Genomic DNA, 15,910 nt, shown 5'->3' on the forward strand with positions numbered 1-15,910 from the left:
CCACGCTTATTTTCACCACTCAGCGCTGCCACCAGTTCACGGATCAGCGCCGACAATTCCCCTGTCAGCAACACGAAATCGGCGTCAAAACGCGCGACCTCATCTGCACGATCGATATCGTCATTCTGCTCGAGTAAAGAGTCGGAGAATTTCAGCTTTTTCAGGCTGCCATCATCGGCCAGCACAAAACTGATGCGTTCGCGCCATTCCAGCGCCAGCTTGGTGACCAGTTTGCCTGCGTCGATATGATTGGTGATTTCATCACTGGTCAGATCCTGATGCTTGCTGCGCAGAATGCCGCCTTCTTCCAACACGGCTTTTAACTCGGCCTCTTCCTGCAAAACAAAACCCGCCGGCGCTTTACCGTTGCGAACCCACTCGGTCAGCGTCAGTTCAATGGGCGTTTCCAGCATCAGCGGCACAACGGGCAGCGATCCAAGCGTTTTACGCAGCAGCGCCAGAGCATCTTCCGCTTTTTTGCCGCTGGCGGCATCAACGATGATCAGCCCAGCCCCTGCGTTAATCCAAATCTTGGTGGTATGGTATTTACTGAACGCACGCGGCAGGAGCGTTTGGATAACTTCATCCTTCAGCGCGTCTTTCTCGGTTTTCTTCAGACGGCGCCGCTGCACGGTTTCCATGCTGTCGATTTTGGCGGCCAGCTCACGCGCAATCACGGGTGCAGGCAGGATCTTTTCTTCGCGCTGCAACGTAAGCATGATCTGCCCGTTAGCCTGGTGAGAAAGCACATCGAGCAGCGGACAAATAGGCGATATCCAGCCCGTTTTTGCTCTGTCCTGGCTACCGCATGGGGTGAACGCAAACGGAGCCAGTTTCTTTTCCAGCTCATCAAACATCACATCGCTATTCAGGCGATAAATCAGTGCATTTTTAAACGTCATACTCATTGGTCAGCCCTTATTGCTTGGTTTTCATCAGTTGTGCTGTGGTCAGCAGCACGGCGTAATTCATCTTGGTAGCGCTTATCTAACTCCTTGTTTGCTAGTGCTCTTCGCTCCTCCCTTTCGTGCCGTTCCTGTGTCTCCCGTTGTTCTTTCTGATCCAGCAATATCCCGGCGAATGCCTGAATTTTTGCCAACATCCCATCCCGCTTTCCTCTGTCCACCTTTGGCGGGGGCAAGCTGGCAGGCGGGGATAAATATCGCGTAGCATCCGGTGCAGGTAATAACCCTGCGTTAACAGCCTGTTCTACCGCACCTTTCACAGCCCCTTTGTCCCAGCCTTCCGAAACCGTCCACTGCGGCAAGACGCCAGAAGACTGAGCGGTCGCAACAAGGCGTTCGTAGGCAGCAATAAACGCCATTCGTGCCCCAACGCGATCGCCATCAGTGAAAATAGGTTCAGCTACACGCCATGCCTGAGCGATCTCCGCTGTCCAAATCAGCGTGTTAGCCTCATCCTGTGCAGGCAGCGCGATTGCCCACGCCTCATTAGCGCTAACCCACGACGGGCGGCCGGTGAGACGCTGGATGTTGCGAATAATATCGGCGGGTTTTGGTGCGTAGCGCCCCTGCTCGGGATCGGTGATCCACTGGCTGAGCGCCTGCCGAATCAGTCCGATGTCGAATGAACCGACAGCATTCCAGTACAGGCGGATCACGGCTTTCGATGAATCCTTGCCGTACACGGCCAGTGTCGCTTTCAGCAGCTCAGCAAACTCGCGCTTCACCGCTAAATCAGTGCGTTCGTCAGTAGCGACCATCAATATCCCCCCGATTCTCCAACGCCTGAGCTTCCTCCTGTAGCCACTCGTCAAACGCCTGCGCATTGCGGGCTTCAAGCGCTTCCTGCTTGTTCAGCGGTACAACACCGCGCACAGACTGATTACGATTCGCCAGCCATTCAAACTTCAGCCCCTGCCAACCTGCGGCCATCGCTTCACCCAACGCCTGATCAACCGTCCAACCAGCGTTAGCGGCTTTCGTCAACTCTTGGCCGAGAATATTCACGACGGTTTGCGTGATCGGGGCACGTTTGGCTTTGCGGTGCTTCACGTAATCCCCCCAGACCTGTTCGCTGGGCAATGTCGGGAAAGCAGAAAAATCGAATTCAGCCAGCGGTGATTTCAGCGCGATTTTTCGCGCGGGCATACCTTGTGATTCATGTTTTGAATTTACTTGTGGATCATGTGTTGAATTTACTTGTGGATCGCCTCCAGATTCTGGAGGGTCAAAACACGCTTTATCGCCAGATTCTGGAGGGTGAAAACCGTTTGAACCTCCAGATTCCAGAGGGTCAGATTTTGAACCGTCAGATTCTGGAGGGTGAGGATTTGATACCCGTTTAGCCAGTCTGGCTGCTTTAACTTTGGCGATTTCCTGTAAGGCAACTTCTTCCAATCGTTCAGCGTTCAGGTAGTACAGGTTGGAAGAATTACGGTTACCTTTACGGCGCCCTTCTCGGTACAGCCACCCCGCCTCTTCCAGCTCTGCTATTGCGCCACGAATGGTACTTTCCCCTGCCCCTAACTGTCGGGCAATGGTTTCCACACTGGGATAACTGATACCGTCATCATTCGAGTAATCAGCCAAACGCACCATGATCAGAAGTTTTGTATTTTTGATGCCATTGGCGGCACACGCTTCCCATACGTGGCCGGTTAACTTGCTGCTCATTTGACCTCCGTATAATATTTTTGAAATTTCCACAGCGGCTGGCTGCACTCATGCTCATAGCCAGAACGCATAAAAATCACCTGCTTGTTAGCGCGGTCATACCCTATGACATGCACAATCACGCCGCGCTGATCTCGATAGCGCCGATCAAGCGACTGAACATGTGTCATGATCGCCTGCCGTGTGCATTTCTGCTGGAGGCTGTTGGCGGGAATAAAATGCCTGCGCCATACCGGACAAAGCCCCTATGATTGCCAAACGCCGAGTTTCATCCCCGGCTATATCAAGTTTTTTACCGACGATGTCGGCAATCATTTCGATACCTTGCGTTTGATTCATCGCGTAGCCCCTTCCGGCAACGGCGGTAACCAGTCGGGAATCGACAGACCTGCGGCCTTCAGTTCGGCATGAACATGCGCCAACATGTCTGGAGATTCAGCGAACATAGCCAGAAAGCCACGAATAGCGGCGGTGTTGGTTTCAACGGCGGGATTTGATGACATAGCGCCAGCCACACTTTTGATGGTGGCGGCTTCGCTTTCAGTCCAGCGAGTTTTGATCTGGTCTTCCCGCACAACGTGGAACGGCAAGCCAGCCTTGCCCACTTTCTTGCGGGAAAGCAACTCCTTGCGAACGCCAGAAGCGATCGCGGCCCCTGCCGTTGGTGCGGCAGGTTGACGTATTGTGGTCATTGGTCAGTCCTTGGTGTTACTGTTTTTTCCAACTCTGCACCTGGTCAGGGTGCGGGAATAGATGTGGCAGATCTGGGCGAACCAGATACGCTGGAACAATGCCATTTGTTGCAATTTCAATGCGTTTGGCGTTTTCAGCAGATACCTTCTTCTTTCCATGCAGCCACGCCCAAACAGTGGGCTGCTTTACGCCGCAGGCTGTAGCTAACTTCTGCTGGCTACCGATAAGCTCAATGGCTTCGGAGATAGCTCTGGTAGACATAAATAAAACCTCTAGTTTTAATCCACGATAAAGAATAACCAAAGCTATTCAGAAAGTAAATAACCATAGCTATTTGACTAAAAATAGCTACAGCTATAACTTTATACCTATGAAAAAAGAGACTTTTGCAGACAGGCTGAACTTAGCCATGCGGGAATCAGGGGTTAATCAACCAACCCTTGCGGAAGCTATTGGCATTAAACAGCCAAGCGTATGGAAAATGACCACTGGTAAGACCCAGAACCCTCGGAAATTGCTAGAAATATCAAAAGTTCTTAATGTCCGGCCAGAATGGTTATCTAGCGGCGAAGAACCGATGCGGGCTGATGATTCTCTTCAAAATGCTTTTAAGGATACGAAAGAAATCAGACGCATTCGCCTCAAAGAATGGTTTTCAGGGAGAACGATCCCAGAAGAGGAAAAAAGCTATATTTCCCAATTAATTAATGGGAAAGCATCTTTCGGAGAAAAAGCCGCAAGGCGGCTTGAGCATGATTATGGAATGCCAATTGGGTACCTAGATCTCATGCGGGAATCTTCAATTCCCCCCAAATCAGAATGGGGCACAGTCGCAGCCTGGGACAGCAACACTGCGTTATCAGAGGATGAAGTAGAAGTGCCTTTTCTTAGGGATATTGAGTTTGCCTGTGGCGACGGGCGCATTCAGGACGACGACTACAACGGCTTTAAGCTCCGCTTTTCCAAATCAACCTTACGCAAGGTTGGCGCTAATACCGACGGTTCCGGTGTTCTCTGCTTCCCCGTGACAGGTGACAGCATGGAGCCGATGATCCCTGATGGTACGACTGTCGCGGTAGACACCAATAACAAGCGCATCGTTGACGGTAAGATTTACGCTATCGCTCAGGAAGGTGGCGGCAACGATAAGCTGAAGCGCATTAAACAGCTTTACCGCAAGCCGGGTGGCATTGTAGTGATTCACAGTTTTAACCGCGATGCCGATGAAGAAGCCTACGAATCCGAACTGGAGATTATCGGGCGGGTTTTTTGGTATTCGGTGTTGATATAACAGAAAACTAGCGAACCCAATAACGGATGAAACGAGACAAAATCATGAACGATATAAATAAAATATGTTTTGCTTATCCTACACTTCTACAACCAGATGAGCCTAGTGAACAAGGGTACATTCCAGATCCGTTGATTGCAGGTATTGAAAAAGGCAGTGAACATACCGTCGTTGTAACAGTAGGATTAATGATATCCGTTGATCTCCGCATTTTCACGTTCATTGATATATTGCTGGACGGTAAAATTATCAGCCTCGACGAAGGTGACTCAGATGGCCACTATGAAAATCTGAAAGTTAATTATATTGATGATAGTCAAGTGATACTCTTATCATCTATGCATGTCAAAGACGTCAAATTTCACAAATCAGGAACATATGAAATAAGAATAAAGCTCTTTGAGGTTGATGATGATGGCGTTAAAAAAGGCGATGTAATTGATTGTTATAGCAGTTATTTTCATGTTTTAGTCAAGGATGGGGAATAACATGGCTCAAGTATTTAACATCGGTGACGCAAAGAAGCGTAATGTTGATTCTGGTACACATTCCCCCCATAATTCATTTCATGATGGTGGAAGTGGTGGAGGTGATGACATGTTAGAAAAACGCGTTGAAAAACTCGAAGGCATTATGTCAGACCTGCGCACAGATATCGCAGTAATCAAATCAAATTACGCAACAAAAGCCGATTTACATGAAGAAATTGGCAAGCAAACTAAGTGGTTAGCAGCGACAATCATTGCCACTGCGGCCATTTCTCTTGCCGTTGCGCGATTTATATTCTGAATTGCCCTGTAAAAATCATTATCTGCTCCAGCCCAGTTCACGCTGGGTTTTCTTTCTGAATCTTAGACAAGTAGTAGCGCGAACACTAAAGCCAGCCCGTTAAAGATCGCCGATATGCCAGCCATCACACAAACAGCAGCCAGACATCGCAGCAGGAACGTCTTAACCTCTGACAGCTTCCGCGCCAGACGCCAGAATCCCATACCAATATGGGCGGCATAAACTCCATAGAAAACCATGATCACAATAGCAAGATGCCCAAATGTTCCTCCTACCCCGCAGTATCCCCACGCGATATTCCCTGACCAATTATTACTTTTTATGTTTTCTGAACGGACAAAAATCATAACTCTTCCTTAAGTTCATAAAGCCACAAGTTCATCGAAGTGAAGTTTATACATCGGACAGGTAAAAAATAAATATCCTTTTTGTTCAATAGCAAACGTCAATAAACCACGCAAAAACAACCAAAGCTATTTACACTCAAAATAGCTTTGGTTATATTTATTTCATCCCAAGCGGATACGCTCTTTAAAAACCAGGTTAAGTTGCACATACCAACGGTCTGCATGTACCGGTGCGACGGCTACGGCTAAACATGAGCGTTATCAACATTGGAGGATATCAAGATGAAGTAACAGCGCGGATAGGCCGCGGCAAGTAGTGCCAACGCAGCAGTAATGACGCTGCCCCGAATCTCGGTTGAGGGAGCCAGTCTCAGGTAAAAAGCTGAGAGCGCACTGGTCAGGGTTAACTTGGATCAAGCGCACCGGTAGAGCAGCTCGACCGCCAAACGAGCACCGGTTATTAGCGGCGATTGAGCGGCAGAAACTCAAAGGCATGAGCGCGGCCACTGCGAGAGTGTGGCTGGTTTTCTTTGGGGTGTGGTGAATGTGAAGGCTGATTCACTCATTGCGATGATAGGAGAAGATTTGGGTGGATTCTCTCATCGCAAACCCCTAATGCGGAGTTCAGCGCCCGCCACTAAACCACCAAAGCAAACCATAAGGACTGACCAATGACCAAGCCACGTAAAAAACGCCGCACTGCAAATGCGCGCCAGTGCGTAGAGAACCTTCAGCGTATCACTCAGCGAAAAAGTGACCGCGTAACAAGAGCAGTTCAGGCTGCTGTGAGTTGCCATTCAATTACAGACCACCCTGCCCAACCTAAAAAATTGTGTTCAGTTAAAACCAACGACGGTAGCGATCCAGATCGTTACGTTGGCTACTCAGCAGTCGGACGTCAGAAAATACGCGGCAACAGCAAAATGCCACGCGGCGTTTACTAAATACCTAACTCAAGCTCACTTCGGTGGGCTTTTTTTTCGCCTGAAAAGCGAGTTTTACGCCTCACCAGGGCAACCACGGCCACCTTCGGGTGGCTTTTTTATTTCTTTCGATAAGGACTCACCAATGACCATCAGCATGACCCCCGTTAAATCATCTCAGATCCACAGCATCGGTCACGACCCAGTAACCAACACGCTGGCCATTCGTTTCAACGGTCGTGGCGACGCGCCGGGCAGCCTGTATCACTACAGCAACGTGAAAACCGACGACTTCGCTGCGTTCTCCGGTGCTGATTCAGTCGGTAGCCACTTCTATCGCAACATCAAACCTCACACCGATCGCTTCCCTTATCAGCGCATCAACGAGGAAAAGACCGAAGAGTAACTCAGTAGGCTTTCACCATGTGCCCTGCTCATTCAGGGCGCATGAGTAAGTTTATTGGCAAAAAGCGAGGTTTCCGATGAACGAATACAACTACCAACGAATGCGGGAGGAACGGCTTGAACGGTATGAGCACAAGCTGCATACCAACCCTAGGGAAAAGGCGGTACTGGAAGAACGTATCGAATTACTGCGCCAAAACGGAAATTTTACCGATCGCCTGAAGCAGCTCATCGTATCCGAGTGTGTTTCTGGTATTGAGAAACGGCCAATTCTTCGATTAATCGAATCGCCGGAAATGGCTGAGTGTTTGGGCGAGTTTCAGGAAAGGTTGTTTTTCATGACGGCAGCGACTGAGCGCATCAGCGAACTGGACGTTGAAGAGAACAGCGTACCCGATGAATTTCTCTGGTAGCCCAAAAAGAGAAAAGCCCCAGTTTGCACCGGGGCTATCCCGGTCAACAGCGACCAAACCGTTGACCATAAGGACTGACCAATGACCATAGTCATTAGCAGTTGATCGGGGACCAACCCGATCGCCAAGGAGCATACCATGCCCTCGACCTCCGTTAAACATATCCAGTACCGCCACCGCGTCGGTAGCCACAATATTCACCAACATCCACAGCAGACAAATGGCCTGATATTCCCGATCGTCGTCATCGCGGCTGCGTTTTCTGTTTTGTCATTAATTCTGTAATAAGGACTGACCATGACCAACAACACTGTTGCCAACTCGGCGTTGCCGCCGACGATGGCAAGTCTCGGCATTGATGAGCCGACCTGGAGCGCGCTGAAAAGCAGCGTTTTTCCGGGAGCCAAAGAAGAATCCATCATTCTGGCAGTGAATTACTGCCACGCCCGTAGCCTCGATCCGCTGATGAAACCCGTTCATCTCGTGCCCATGAACGTTAAAGATGCTCAATCAGGGCAGTATGGGTGGCGTGATGTGGTCATGCCTGGCATTGGCCTATATCGCATTCAAGCCGACCGCTCAGGCAGTTACGCCGGCGCAAAAGAACCAGAGTTCGGACCTGATACGATTCATAAGCTGAATGAAGTCGAAATCACCTTTCCTGCCTGGTGCAAATACACCGTCTATAAGCTGATGCCTGACGGTCACATCGTGGAGTTCAGCGCCAAAGAGTATTGGCTGGAGAACTACGCCACCGCCAGCAAAGACACCAAAGCCCCCAATGCCATGTGGAAACGCCGCCCTTATGCGCAATTAGCAAAATGTGCAGAGGCTCAGGCGTTGCGTAAGGCATGGCCTGAAATCGGCCAGCAGCCCACGGCGGAAGAAATGGAAGGCAAGGATCTGGATTACAACAATGCCCGGGATATTACGCCAAAGGCAGCAACATCTGAAACATTGGCAATTCCCTATTACCCACAAGAGCGTTTCTCCGCCAATCTGACCGCCTGGCAACAACTGATGGAAAGTGGCAAGAAAACCGCGCAGCAAATTATCGCTACCGCCAGCAGCAAATACACCCTTTCCGAAGAACAAATCCTCGCGATCCGCGATCTGGAGCCACCTCATGCAAATCATTAATGTCCAACAGGGCACAGACGCATGGCACGCACTGCGTGCCAAACATTTCACCGCCAGCGAAGCCCCCGTGATGATGGCGGCTTCCAGCAAAATGCGCCGCGATGAGTTGCTGCGCATGAAAGCGACCGGAACCGAACGCGAAGTGAGCGAGTGGGTGCAGAAAAATCTGTTCGATAAAGGCCATGAGTACGAAGCCGCCGCGCGCTGCATCGTCGAAGGGATTATCGGCGACGAACTCTTCCCCGCAACAGCCGTTTCTGACGATGAGCGCTTACTGGCGTCATTCGACGGTATCACCATGATGGAAGATACCGTGTTTGAACATAAGATGTGGAACGCATCATTAGCCGAACACGTTAACAATCACGACCTGCCGTCTGAGTATTACTGGCAGTTAGAACAGCAACTGCTGGTCAGTGAGGCCAGACGCGCCATTTTTGTGGTATCCGATGGCACGGAAGACAATTTCGCCTGGACGGAATACCTTCCCGTCGCCGGGCGTGCTGCTGCCCTACTCGCTGGATGGGAACAGTTTGAACAGGATCTGAATAACTATGCCGCTCCTGTTATTAACGAATTACCACAGGGTAAAGCGATTATGCGTCTGCCTGCGTTACTGGTTGAAATTGAAGGAACAGTGAAGCAGTCCAACCTGGCAGTTTATGAAGGGAAGGCGTTGGCCTTTATCCGTGCCATCAACACCAATCTGACCACCGATCAGGATTTTGCTGATGCGGAAGAAACGGCCAAATTCTGTGATAAAGCAGAAAAAGAGCTGGATCTGATTAAGCAGCAGGCGCTTTCGCAAACGGTGCAGATTGATCAGCTATTCCGCACCATCGATACCCTACGCGAGGAAATGCGCGGCAAACGGCTGGAGATCACGCGGCTGGTAAAATCACGTAAAGACGAGATCCGCGCAGAGATTATTAGCAAAGCAAAAGAGGATTTGGCGCAGCACATCAATGTGCTGAATGCTGATCTGGCAGTTGTCCGACTCCCGCCAGTCCCTGCGGATTTCGTCAGTGTGATTAAGGGCAAGAAAACGCTAGTTTCTCTGCACGGTGCAGCAAACGACGAATTGGCTCGGGCAAAGGTCGAGGCGAATCAAATAGCCACACAGTACCGTGACAATCTAAAGCTATTTGATGCTGTGCCGCCAGAGTATAAAAACCTGTTTGCCGATCTGAACCAGCTCGTTGGTAATAGCCCAGATCATATTAGTTTATTGATCGAGCAGCGTGTTTCTAACCAGAAAAAATTGGAAGAAGAACGCTTGCAGGCACAGCAAACGGTAACCGAGCCTCTTACACAAGTAGCTCGCACACCTCTCTATCCACCAGGCACCGTCAACTGGCCGGAAAAGCTGGGCGAAGCCTCTCAACCTGCCGCAACGCAGCCTGACCTTAAATGGCTACTGGATTTGCTGCTGGTAGATTTGGCTAGTGTTGAAATTAAGATCACCAAGGCAACAGCTAAAAAATTACTGGATGCCGTCGCCAACAATCTCGTCCGCTCATTCACCCTCCGTAATTAATTCTTCCCCCTTACTGGGGATAACATCAGGAAATCATTATGACAACCACGACAACCGCCGCTGGCGTGTTGGAGTCTTCCCTGCGCCCCGTTCGGGCGCAACTCGATTTAGCTATCGAACAAACCACGGGGATCGTTCAGCGCTCCGTCGAAAGCGCGACGGTTTTATTAGATCAAGTACAGACCCTGTGCATCGAGCAACTGAATAAAGAAGTCGATTATTACAACGCCATTATTGACCGGCTGGAGGCTGCCGAAAACGACCTGACCACCAAAGCATTAGCGCTGACACAGGTTCAGGAACGTGTTGAAAGTGCAGAACTGGTAGCCGCCGAAGCCACTGCCGAGCGCGATAGCGTCACTGCAAAATATAAGCTGGCCATCACCGAAAAAGGGATGTTGGCAACCGAGTTGAACCAGTTGAAATCCCTCAACCCTGAGCGCCTTAAAGCACAACTGGCACGCGTAAAAAACGACTTGAACGACAGTCGCACGCTACGCGATCAGCAACTGGCTGAAATTCGTCGGTTGAAGAAGGAAGCGGCTGATAAAACCAGCAAGCTATCAACGATGGTTCAGCTCAACGATGAGTTGAATCACGCGATCGCGGATATGAGGGCACGCCTACAGCGTGCTGATGGTGACGTTGAGCAACGCTATTGGCAGGCCGCCAACGGCGTGCAGTTCTATTTCTACACCTTCCAATGGGGATTACAGCTTTATTCCCCTGAGTATGACGTAAAAATCCTGAACGATATCGACTGGCACCTTGAGATCCGCAGCACCATCGGTATCTGCATGATCGTGTCAGTGTCGGAATGGGCGGCACCAATCTACCCCACCGTAGAAAACTTCAGAGACTCATGGCCGGATGGCTTAACGGAAGCCATTACCGCACGTATTCGTGAGCTGCTGGAAGCAACGCATCCTCACTTAGTTCGGCGTGCTGAATGGGCGGAATCCGTGCTGGCCGGTTCGCTTCCGTTGAAAGAGCAACACCTCGACCTACTCAGCGCAGCGGGCATTCACTCGATGTTTGATGTGGTTCGCCGCACACCGGATGCGCTGGCCGAGAAAGTGAAAGGTTTTGGGATCAGTACTGCCCGTCAGGTACATGCGAAGTGCATGGGGCTAGTAAAGGATTGGGAATTGGCACAAAAACAGAACGAGGCGGCATGATGGAAGAAAAATTGAACCCTGTTGGCGTGCTGTTTAAGCCAGAAGACGACAAATGTAACTGGCTGCCAGTCATCATTTACCGAATGCGAACCCGATCATCAATACGCGTGGGGGAACCGTATAAACCGGAACCTAAACCCATTTACACGGGCTATGATCCTCAGAAACAGAAACCAGTAACGCCGCGTATTGGCGCACGTCGTCATTACTCGTCATCCATCATGCTCAGCATCTATCAGTTGCACCGCCGCGGCATCAACGAAAACGTGATCGCCAAAGATACCAGTATCCCGGTTGGCGATATCCGTAAACTGCTGACGCACAAAACCCAAATTCAGCGCAAACAATGGCAACTGGCTCAGCAACTGCCGTTGCCATCTAAAGCGGTGATATTGGATCGCTTAACAAAAGAAATGTGAAAATAAGGACTGACCAATGACCAATAACACCACTGAAGTAACCGTGAACGCTGCAAGCCTTGCGGTCGATATCGCCGCTCACTGTGCCGCGTTTGAAAAATCCGATGCGTATCAGGCAATGCTTCGTGAACATGTCGCCAAACTGTATGAAAAGGCCATCAACGATACGTTCAGTTGGGGCACATTCCCCGATGCCGTTAGGCGTGCGCTGCAATCTGCCCTCCCCGCCAATATTACCGATGTCGTAGATCTGCCACGCTATAACCTTCTGCTGTTAAAAGAGCTGGCAACGCAGTGGGAGCAAGAAGCAGTATCTGACCAGTTAGTGACGGAGATGCGCAAAAAGGTCACTGCGTTCATCACTGAAAAGCAGATCCCAAAATTCATTAAAGCGTCCGATCTGTGGGCTGCGTTTATTGAAGACCATCAGGAAGCAGCAGCTCAGGAAGGATGGCAACGCCCTGAAGTACTGATGGAATACAGTGAGTACGGTGGCTTCCGCGTAGGATTAGAGAAAGAGCAGTTTGAAGAACGGAGTTGGTCGAGCACCAAACGTAAAACGCATCCCTTTGAATTTAGTAACAACCTTTATTTTTCTGAAGCCGTCGAATATGAAAACGGACAGAAAAAAGAAATTACACACGACGGGATCAAATGTTACGGCCTGTATTCAGGGAAATGTGACGGCGATATTCTCGGTAAGAAAGTTATCGCTTTCTATACCCGCTTTGAAAAGCTGGTCGCAGCGCTTTACTACGGTGACAGCTTGTTAGTGCTCGATCAGGACGACGCTGACGAGGTGTATTACCCCGGCGATTACTGATCGCTGATATCTCCATAACATAGCCGCGTCTGTTCTGTGATGCGGCTATCCCCTTACTGACGATATTTTGAAACCGTTCAGGAAGCGGGAATTGAAGTTATCGCCGAGCAATATATTGCCTTTCACCAGACCAATAGTTATGCCTTTCGGTGCCCTGCTCACTGGGCTAAGGTTTATGACATCGATAGGGACAAGGCGCGGTGGCTCGACGGATGGAAAAAGAAAAGTATGCGATACGCGATCAAGAAAGTCGCAAAATCATCAGAGCGCTCTTTTGCCTTCCCATCACAACAGCTTGCGTTAGAAAGCCTGCTACGTCGAAAAAAATATCATCTGAGACGGTTAAATCAGGATATCGCCATTATCACTACCGTTGTTGAAGAAATGAAAAAGCTGGATTTGTCCTCCCCGCAGATCGAATACCACTTCGGCCATAACGCCGAAACGGAAAACTGGACCTTCTACTAACCAAAGCCCCTTCCTTACCCAGACCAAACGACCAGAATACGGGCGTGTCTTTGGCACGCCTTTTATAAGGACTGACCAATGGCGCGAATGCTTTTACTCAAAGTGTGGGCAATAGAAGAATTCGGTGATGAAAAACCATCGAATAACACACTATATCACTATGCCAAGCACAACATGATTTCCCCACCACCGAAAAAAGTCGGGCGTAAATGGATGGTGGAACAAGATGCGCGTTTTATCGGCATGATCTCCGAACCCACAATAAATAAATCAGATAACCCACTACTGAAAAGGATTCTTTCAGATGGCCGGTAGACCTCGGAAACATAACATCAAAGTACAAAATCTATTTTGTTTTACCGACCCGCGAACCAAGCGGGTTTATTGGCAATATAAACACCCTTTAACGGGTAAAAGGCACGGACTTGGAACAAATGAGGCTGACGCTACCGCAATCGCAATAGAAGCCAACCTACGAATTAGCGAACAGCAGGTGAAACAGGCATTTGCTATCCGGGAGCGTACTCTGGCAATTTCAGGAAAAGGTATAACAGTAAGCGGTTGGTTGGAAAAATATAAAGCGATTCAAGACGAGAGATTGAAATCTGGCGACATCAAGCCCAATACCCACAAACAGCGCAATAAACCCGCATCCTTATTTAATCAGCACGCAGGAATGAAATTACTCACGGAGGTAGGGGCTAAAGATATTGCGGAAATTTTGGATGACTACAAAGCTAACGGACAATCACGCATGGCCCAGGTAGTTCGCTCCGTCCTCATTGATGTTTTCAAAGAGGCGCAGCATGCTGGTGAAGTTCCCCCTGGTTATAACCCTGCGCTTGCCACCAAGCAGCCACGTAAAAGAATTCAACGCCAGCGTTTGGATCTGGATGAATGGCGGGCCATTTTTGACGTGGCCAATGCTCAACATCAATACATGGGGAACGCCATGTTACTGGCGCTGGTGACAGCTCAGCGCTTAGGTGATATTGCCAACATGAAATTTTCAGATATCTGGGATGATCACCTACATGTTGTTCAAGAGAAAACGGGTGTCCGGGTTGCTATTCCACTGTCACTGAAATCCAATGCCACAGGATGGACGCTGCGCGATGTCATTGCACGGTGCCGAGATTACGTTGTCAGTCCTCATCTGGTTCACTTCTTTCGTTCCACCTCGCAAGCAGAGCGTGGCGCTGCCGTGGCATCCAGAACAATTACGATGCGATTCAGTGCAGCCAGAGATAAGACGGCACTTGTGTGGGAAAACGGTACACCACCGACATTTCACGAACAGCGGTCATTAGCAGAGCGGCTTTATAGGGAACAAGGTGACGTCGATACTCGAATGCTTCTGGGGCATAAATCACAGCAGCAGACAGATAGCTACAACGACGACCGCGGTAAAGATTGGTTAACAATTCAGATTAAAGCAGGATGAGAACCCATTATCAGACAGGTTGTTTTTCACTCTATTTTACTGAGGGATTTTACTGAGATTTTACTGAATGCCTTTTTCCGATGTTAAAAATCAGCGAGAGCAAAGCGCCCCCGCCGATCAATGTGATAACAGTAAGATTACATGTTATCGATGATGTCCTGCGCAAACTCGCTACATTTACGCAGCGTAGCGCCTTCCATCAGACGTTCGAAATCGTAAGTCACGGTCTTGTTCTTGATCGCGCCTTCAACGCCCTTAACAATCAGGTCAGCCGCTTCGAACCATTGCAGGTGACGCAGCATCATTTCAGCAGACAGAATAACGGAACCTGGGTTCACTTTATCCTGACCAGCATATTTCGGTGCCGTACCGTGCGTGGCTTCAAACAGTGCGCATTCGTCACCGATGTTTGCACCCGGAGCAATACCGATACCGCCAACCTGTGCCGCCAGTGCATCAGAAATATAGTCACCGTTCAGGTTCATACAGGCGATCACGTCATATTCAGCAGGGCGCAGCAGGATTTGTTGCAGGAATGCGTCAGCGATCACGTCTTTTACCACGATATCTTTGCCGGTGTTCGGGTTCTTAATCTTCACCCACGGACCGCCATCGATCAGTTCACCGCCGAATTCTTCACGCGCCAACTGGTAACCCCAGTCTTTAAACGCGCCTTCGGTGAATTTCATGATGTTGCCTTTATGCACCAGCGTGAGGGAATCACGGTCGTTGGTAATCGCGTACTCGATCGCAGCGCGAACCAGGCGTTTGGTCCCTTCTTCAGAGCACGGCTTGACGCCGATACCACACTGCTCAGGGAAACGGATTTTACTAACGCCCATTTCTTCACGCAGGAATTTGATCACTTTGTCTGCTTCAGCAGAACCCGCTTTCCACTCAATACCGGCATAAATGTCTTCGGCGTTTTCGCGGAAGATCACCATGTCAGTCAGCTCAGGCTGTTTAACCGGGCTAGGTGTACCTTCGTAGTAGCGTACCGGACGCAGGCAAACGTACAGATCCAACTGTTGGCGCAGCGCAACGTTCAGAGAACGAATACCACCACCAACTGGCGTTGTCAGCGGGCCCTTAATCGCCACACGGTATTCACGGATCAAATCCAGTGTTTCATCCGGCAACCAAACATCTTTACCGTAAACTTGCGTGGATTTCTCACCCGTATAGATTTCCATCCAGGAAATCGCGCGCTTGCCCTGATAGGCTTTCTTCACAGCGGCGTCTACTACGTTGATCATAGCAGGCGTTACATCGATACCAATGCCGTCACCTTCGATAAACGGGATAACTGGATTATTCGGAACAACCAGTTTGCCTTGAGCATCAACCGTGATTTTCTGACCTTCTGTCGGTACAACTACTTTGCTTTCCATTAACCTCTCCTTC

The 15,910-nt window shown here is 49.7% G+C and carries 22 protein-coding genes and 1 pseudogene; 14 read left to right on the forward strand and 9 right to left on the reverse strand.

Annotation, left to right across the window (positions count from 1 at the left end; translation table 11 throughout):
• Positions 1-2: 2 nt before the first annotated feature.
• From rdgC to A8F97_RS08020, 7 genes and pseudogenes are all read right to left on the reverse strand, one after another.
• Positions 3-908 (reverse strand): annotated as a pseudogene (rdgC, locus tag A8F97_RS07990) (recombination-associated protein RdgC); the annotation flags it as partial.
• A complete protein-coding gene (locus tag A8F97_RS07995) occupies positions 905-1,723 on the reverse strand; it encodes a hypothetical protein (RefSeq protein WP_033071429.1) in 819 nt (272 codons plus the stop codon). The pseudogene rdgC and the gene A8F97_RS07995, both read right to left, overlap by 4 nt.
• Positions 1,710-2,636 (reverse strand): helix-turn-helix domain-containing protein, encoded by a 927-nt coding sequence (locus A8F97_RS08000; RefSeq protein ID WP_050512652.1) that lies wholly within the window; start codon positions 2,634-2,636, stop codon positions 1,710-1,712. The genes A8F97_RS07995 and A8F97_RS08000 overlap by 14 nt, the downstream gene beginning before the upstream one ends.
• Complete coding sequence (locus tag A8F97_RS08005; RefSeq protein WP_069704174.1) at positions 2,633-2,806, reverse strand: DUF4222 domain-containing protein; 174 nt, start codon at positions 2,804-2,806, stop codon at positions 2,633-2,635. Before A8F97_RS08005 ends, A8F97_RS08000 begins: the two co-directional genes overlap by 4 nt.
• Entirely contained in the window at positions 2,784-2,975 is a 192-nt protein-coding gene (locus A8F97_RS08010; protein ID WP_050512651.1) for a hypothetical protein, read from the reverse strand. The genes A8F97_RS08005 and A8F97_RS08010 overlap by 23 nt, the downstream gene beginning before the upstream one ends.
• A complete protein-coding gene (locus A8F97_RS08015) occupies positions 2,972-3,328 on the reverse strand; it encodes a hypothetical protein (protein ID WP_033071428.1) in 357 nt (118 codons plus the stop codon). The genes A8F97_RS08010 and A8F97_RS08015 overlap by 4 nt, the downstream gene beginning before the upstream one ends.
• Positions 3,329-3,344: 16 nt before the next feature.
• Positions 3,345-3,590, reverse strand: coding sequence for a transcriptional regulator (locus A8F97_RS08020; RefSeq protein WP_033071427.1), 246 nt, complete (start codon positions 3,588-3,590; stop codon positions 3,345-3,347).
• Positions 3,591-3,699: 109 nt separating this feature from the next.
• Here A8F97_RS08020 and A8F97_RS08025 point away from each other — a divergent pair, with 109 nt between their 5' ends.
• The 3 genes from A8F97_RS08025 to A8F97_RS24595 are packed head-to-tail and all read left to right on the forward strand — an operon-like array spanning position 3,700 to position 5,409.
• Positions 3,700-4,620, forward strand: a complete 921-nt coding sequence (locus tag A8F97_RS08025; protein WP_033071426.1) for a phage repressor protein — start codon at positions 3,700-3,702, stop codon at positions 4,618-4,620.
• A 44-nt stretch (positions 4,621-4,664) separates the two neighbouring features.
• Entirely contained in the window at positions 4,665-5,108 is a 444-nt protein-coding gene (locus tag A8F97_RS08030; protein ID WP_033071425.1) for a hypothetical protein, read from the forward strand.
• 1 nt (position 5,109) lies between these two features.
• Positions 5,110-5,409, forward strand: a complete 300-nt coding sequence (locus tag A8F97_RS24595; RefSeq protein ID WP_227001594.1) for a hemolysin XhlA — start codon at positions 5,110-5,112, stop codon at positions 5,407-5,409.
• A gap of 62 nt (positions 5,410-5,471) precedes the next feature.
• On the opposite strand, the gene A8F97_RS08040 is transcribed toward A8F97_RS24595, so the two are convergent.
• On the reverse strand, positions 5,472-5,756 hold the full coding sequence (locus A8F97_RS08040; RefSeq protein WP_033071424.1) for a hypothetical protein: 285 nt from the start codon (positions 5,754-5,756) through the stop codon (positions 5,472-5,474).
• Positions 5,757-6,824: 1,068 nt separating this feature from the next.
• Here A8F97_RS08040 and A8F97_RS08050 point away from each other — a divergent pair.
• The 11 genes from A8F97_RS08050 to A8F97_RS08095 all read left to right on the forward strand — a co-directional run bounded on the left by A8F97_RS08050 (position 6,825) and on the right by A8F97_RS08095 (position 14,506).
• Positions 6,825-7,085, forward strand: coding sequence for a KTSC domain-containing protein (locus tag A8F97_RS08050; protein ID WP_033071423.1), 261 nt, complete (start codon positions 6,825-6,827; stop codon positions 7,083-7,085).
• 76 nt (positions 7,086-7,161) lie between these two features.
• Positions 7,162-7,497, forward strand: coding sequence for a hypothetical protein (locus A8F97_RS08055; RefSeq protein ID WP_033071422.1), 336 nt, complete (start codon positions 7,162-7,164; stop codon positions 7,495-7,497).
• Between the two features lie 138 nt (positions 7,498-7,635).
• Entirely contained in the window at positions 7,636-7,782 is a 147-nt protein-coding gene (locus tag A8F97_RS24345) for a hypothetical protein (protein WP_154665129.1), read from the forward strand.
• A gap of 12 nt (positions 7,783-7,794) precedes the next feature.
• Positions 7,795-8,637: a phage recombination protein Bet gene (bet, locus tag A8F97_RS08060; protein WP_033071421.1), complete on the forward strand. Its 843-nt coding sequence runs from the start codon at positions 7,795-7,797 to the stop codon at positions 8,635-8,637.
• Complete coding sequence (locus A8F97_RS08065; protein ID WP_033071420.1) at positions 8,624-10,174, forward strand: YqaJ viral recombinase family protein; 1,551 nt, start codon at positions 8,624-8,626, stop codon at positions 10,172-10,174. Before bet ends, A8F97_RS08065 begins: the two co-directional genes overlap by 14 nt.
• A gap of 38 nt (positions 10,175-10,212) precedes the next feature.
• Positions 10,213-11,352: a hypothetical protein gene (locus A8F97_RS08070; RefSeq protein ID WP_033071419.1), complete on the forward strand. Its 1,140-nt coding sequence runs from the start codon at positions 10,213-10,215 to the stop codon at positions 11,350-11,352.
• Complete coding sequence (locus A8F97_RS08075; protein ID WP_033071418.1) at positions 11,349-11,771, forward strand: hypothetical protein; 423 nt, start codon at positions 11,349-11,351, stop codon at positions 11,769-11,771. Before A8F97_RS08070 ends, A8F97_RS08075 begins: the two co-directional genes overlap by 4 nt.
• A 16-nt stretch (positions 11,772-11,787) precedes the next feature.
• The gene (locus A8F97_RS08080) at positions 11,788-12,594 is read left to right on the forward strand and encodes a hypothetical protein (protein ID WP_033071417.1); all 807 of its coding nucleotides are present in this window, start codon (positions 11,788-11,790) and stop codon (positions 12,592-12,594) included.
• 228 nt (positions 12,595-12,822) lie between these two features.
• Positions 12,823-13,062 carry a hypothetical protein gene (locus A8F97_RS08085; protein ID WP_033071416.1) on the forward strand — a complete coding sequence of 80 codons (240 nt, stop codon included), beginning with the start codon at positions 12,823-12,825 and terminating at the stop codon, positions 13,060-13,062.
• 78 nt (positions 13,063-13,140) lie between these two features.
• Positions 13,141-13,377, forward strand: coding sequence for an excisionase (locus A8F97_RS08090; protein WP_033071415.1), 237 nt, complete (start codon positions 13,141-13,143; stop codon positions 13,375-13,377).
• On the forward strand, positions 13,367-14,506 hold the full coding sequence (locus A8F97_RS08095) for a phage integrase Arm DNA-binding domain-containing protein (protein ID WP_033071414.1): 1,140 nt from the start codon (positions 13,367-13,369) through the stop codon (positions 14,504-14,506). The genes A8F97_RS08090 and A8F97_RS08095 overlap by 11 nt, the downstream gene beginning before the upstream one ends.
• A 137-nt stretch (positions 14,507-14,643) precedes the next feature.
• Here A8F97_RS08095 and icd read toward each other — a convergent pair whose 3' ends face one another.
• Complete coding sequence (icd, locus tag A8F97_RS08100) at positions 14,644-15,897, reverse strand: NADP-dependent isocitrate dehydrogenase (RefSeq protein ID WP_005968922.1); 1,254 nt, start codon at positions 15,895-15,897, stop codon at positions 14,644-14,646.
• Positions 15,898-15,910: the final 13 nt, after the last annotated feature.

It is taken from the genome of Pectobacterium parmentieri (genome assembly GCF_001742145.1).
GTDB classification, from domain to species: Bacteria; Pseudomonadota; Gammaproteobacteria; order Enterobacterales; family Enterobacteriaceae; genus Pectobacterium; species Pectobacterium parmentieri.

Coding starts and splice junctions, on each gene's coding strand:
- A8F97_RS08080 (WP_033071417.1), top strand. CDS start 11,788: ATGACCAATAACACCACTGAAGTAACCGTGAACGCTGCAAGCCTTGCG.
- A8F97_RS08020 (WP_033071427.1), bottom strand. CDS start 3,590: ATGTCTACCAGAGCTATCTCCGAAGCCATTGAGCTTATCGGTAGCCAG.
- A8F97_RS08055 (WP_033071422.1), top strand. CDS start 7,162: ATGAACGAATACAACTACCAACGAATGCGGGAGGAACGGCTTGAACGG.
- A8F97_RS08075 (WP_033071418.1), top strand. CDS start 11,349: ATGATGGAAGAAAAATTGAACCCTGTTGGCGTGCTGTTTAAGCCAGAA.
- A8F97_RS08025 (WP_033071426.1), top strand. CDS start 3,700: ATGAAAAAAGAGACTTTTGCAGACAGGCTGAACTTAGCCATGCGGGAA.
- A8F97_RS07995 (WP_033071429.1), bottom strand. CDS start 1,723: ATGGTCGCTACTGACGAACGCACTGATTTAGCGGTGAAGCGCGAGTTT.
- bet (WP_033071421.1), top strand. CDS start 7,795: ATGACCAACAACACTGTTGCCAACTCGGCGTTGCCGCCGACGATGGCA.
- A8F97_RS08005 (WP_069704174.1), bottom strand. CDS start 2,806: ATGACACATGTTCAGTCGCTTGATCGGCGCTATCGAGATCAGCGCGGC.
- A8F97_RS24595 (WP_227001594.1), top strand. CDS start 5,110: ATGGCTCAAGTATTTAACATCGGTGACGCAAAGAAGCGTAATGTTGAT.
- A8F97_RS08085 (WP_033071416.1), top strand. CDS start 12,823: ATGCGATACGCGATCAAGAAAGTCGCAAAATCATCAGAGCGCTCTTTT.
- A8F97_RS08010 (WP_050512651.1), bottom strand. CDS start 2,975: ATGAATCAAACGCAAGGTATCGAAATGATTGCCGACATCGTCGGTAAA.
- A8F97_RS08070 (WP_033071419.1), top strand. CDS start 10,213: ATGACAACCACGACAACCGCCGCTGGCGTGTTGGAGTCTTCCCTGCGC.
- A8F97_RS08095 (WP_033071414.1), top strand. CDS start 13,367: ATGGCCGGTAGACCTCGGAAACATAACATCAAAGTACAAAATCTATTT.
- A8F97_RS08000 (WP_050512652.1), bottom strand. CDS start 2,636: ATGAGCAGCAAGTTAACCGGCCACGTATGGGAAGCGTGTGCCGCCAAT.
- A8F97_RS08030 (WP_033071425.1), top strand. CDS start 4,665: ATGAACGATATAAATAAAATATGTTTTGCTTATCCTACACTTCTACAA.
- A8F97_RS08015 (WP_033071428.1), bottom strand. CDS start 3,328: ATGACCACAATACGTCAACCTGCCGCACCAACGGCAGGGGCCGCGATC.
- A8F97_RS08050 (WP_033071423.1), top strand. CDS start 6,825: ATGACCATCAGCATGACCCCCGTTAAATCATCTCAGATCCACAGCATC.
- icd (WP_005968922.1), bottom strand. CDS start 15,897: ATGGAAAGCAAAGTAGTTGTACCGACAGAAGGTCAGAAAATCACGGTT.
- A8F97_RS08065 (WP_033071420.1), top strand. CDS start 8,624: ATGCAAATCATTAATGTCCAACAGGGCACAGACGCATGGCACGCACTG.
- A8F97_RS24345 (WP_154665129.1), top strand. CDS start 7,636: ATGCCCTCGACCTCCGTTAAACATATCCAGTACCGCCACCGCGTCGGT.
- A8F97_RS08090 (WP_033071415.1), top strand. CDS start 13,141: ATGGCGCGAATGCTTTTACTCAAAGTGTGGGCAATAGAAGAATTCGGT.
- A8F97_RS08040 (WP_033071424.1), bottom strand. CDS start 5,756: ATGATTTTTGTCCGTTCAGAAAACATAAAAAGTAATAATTGGTCAGGG.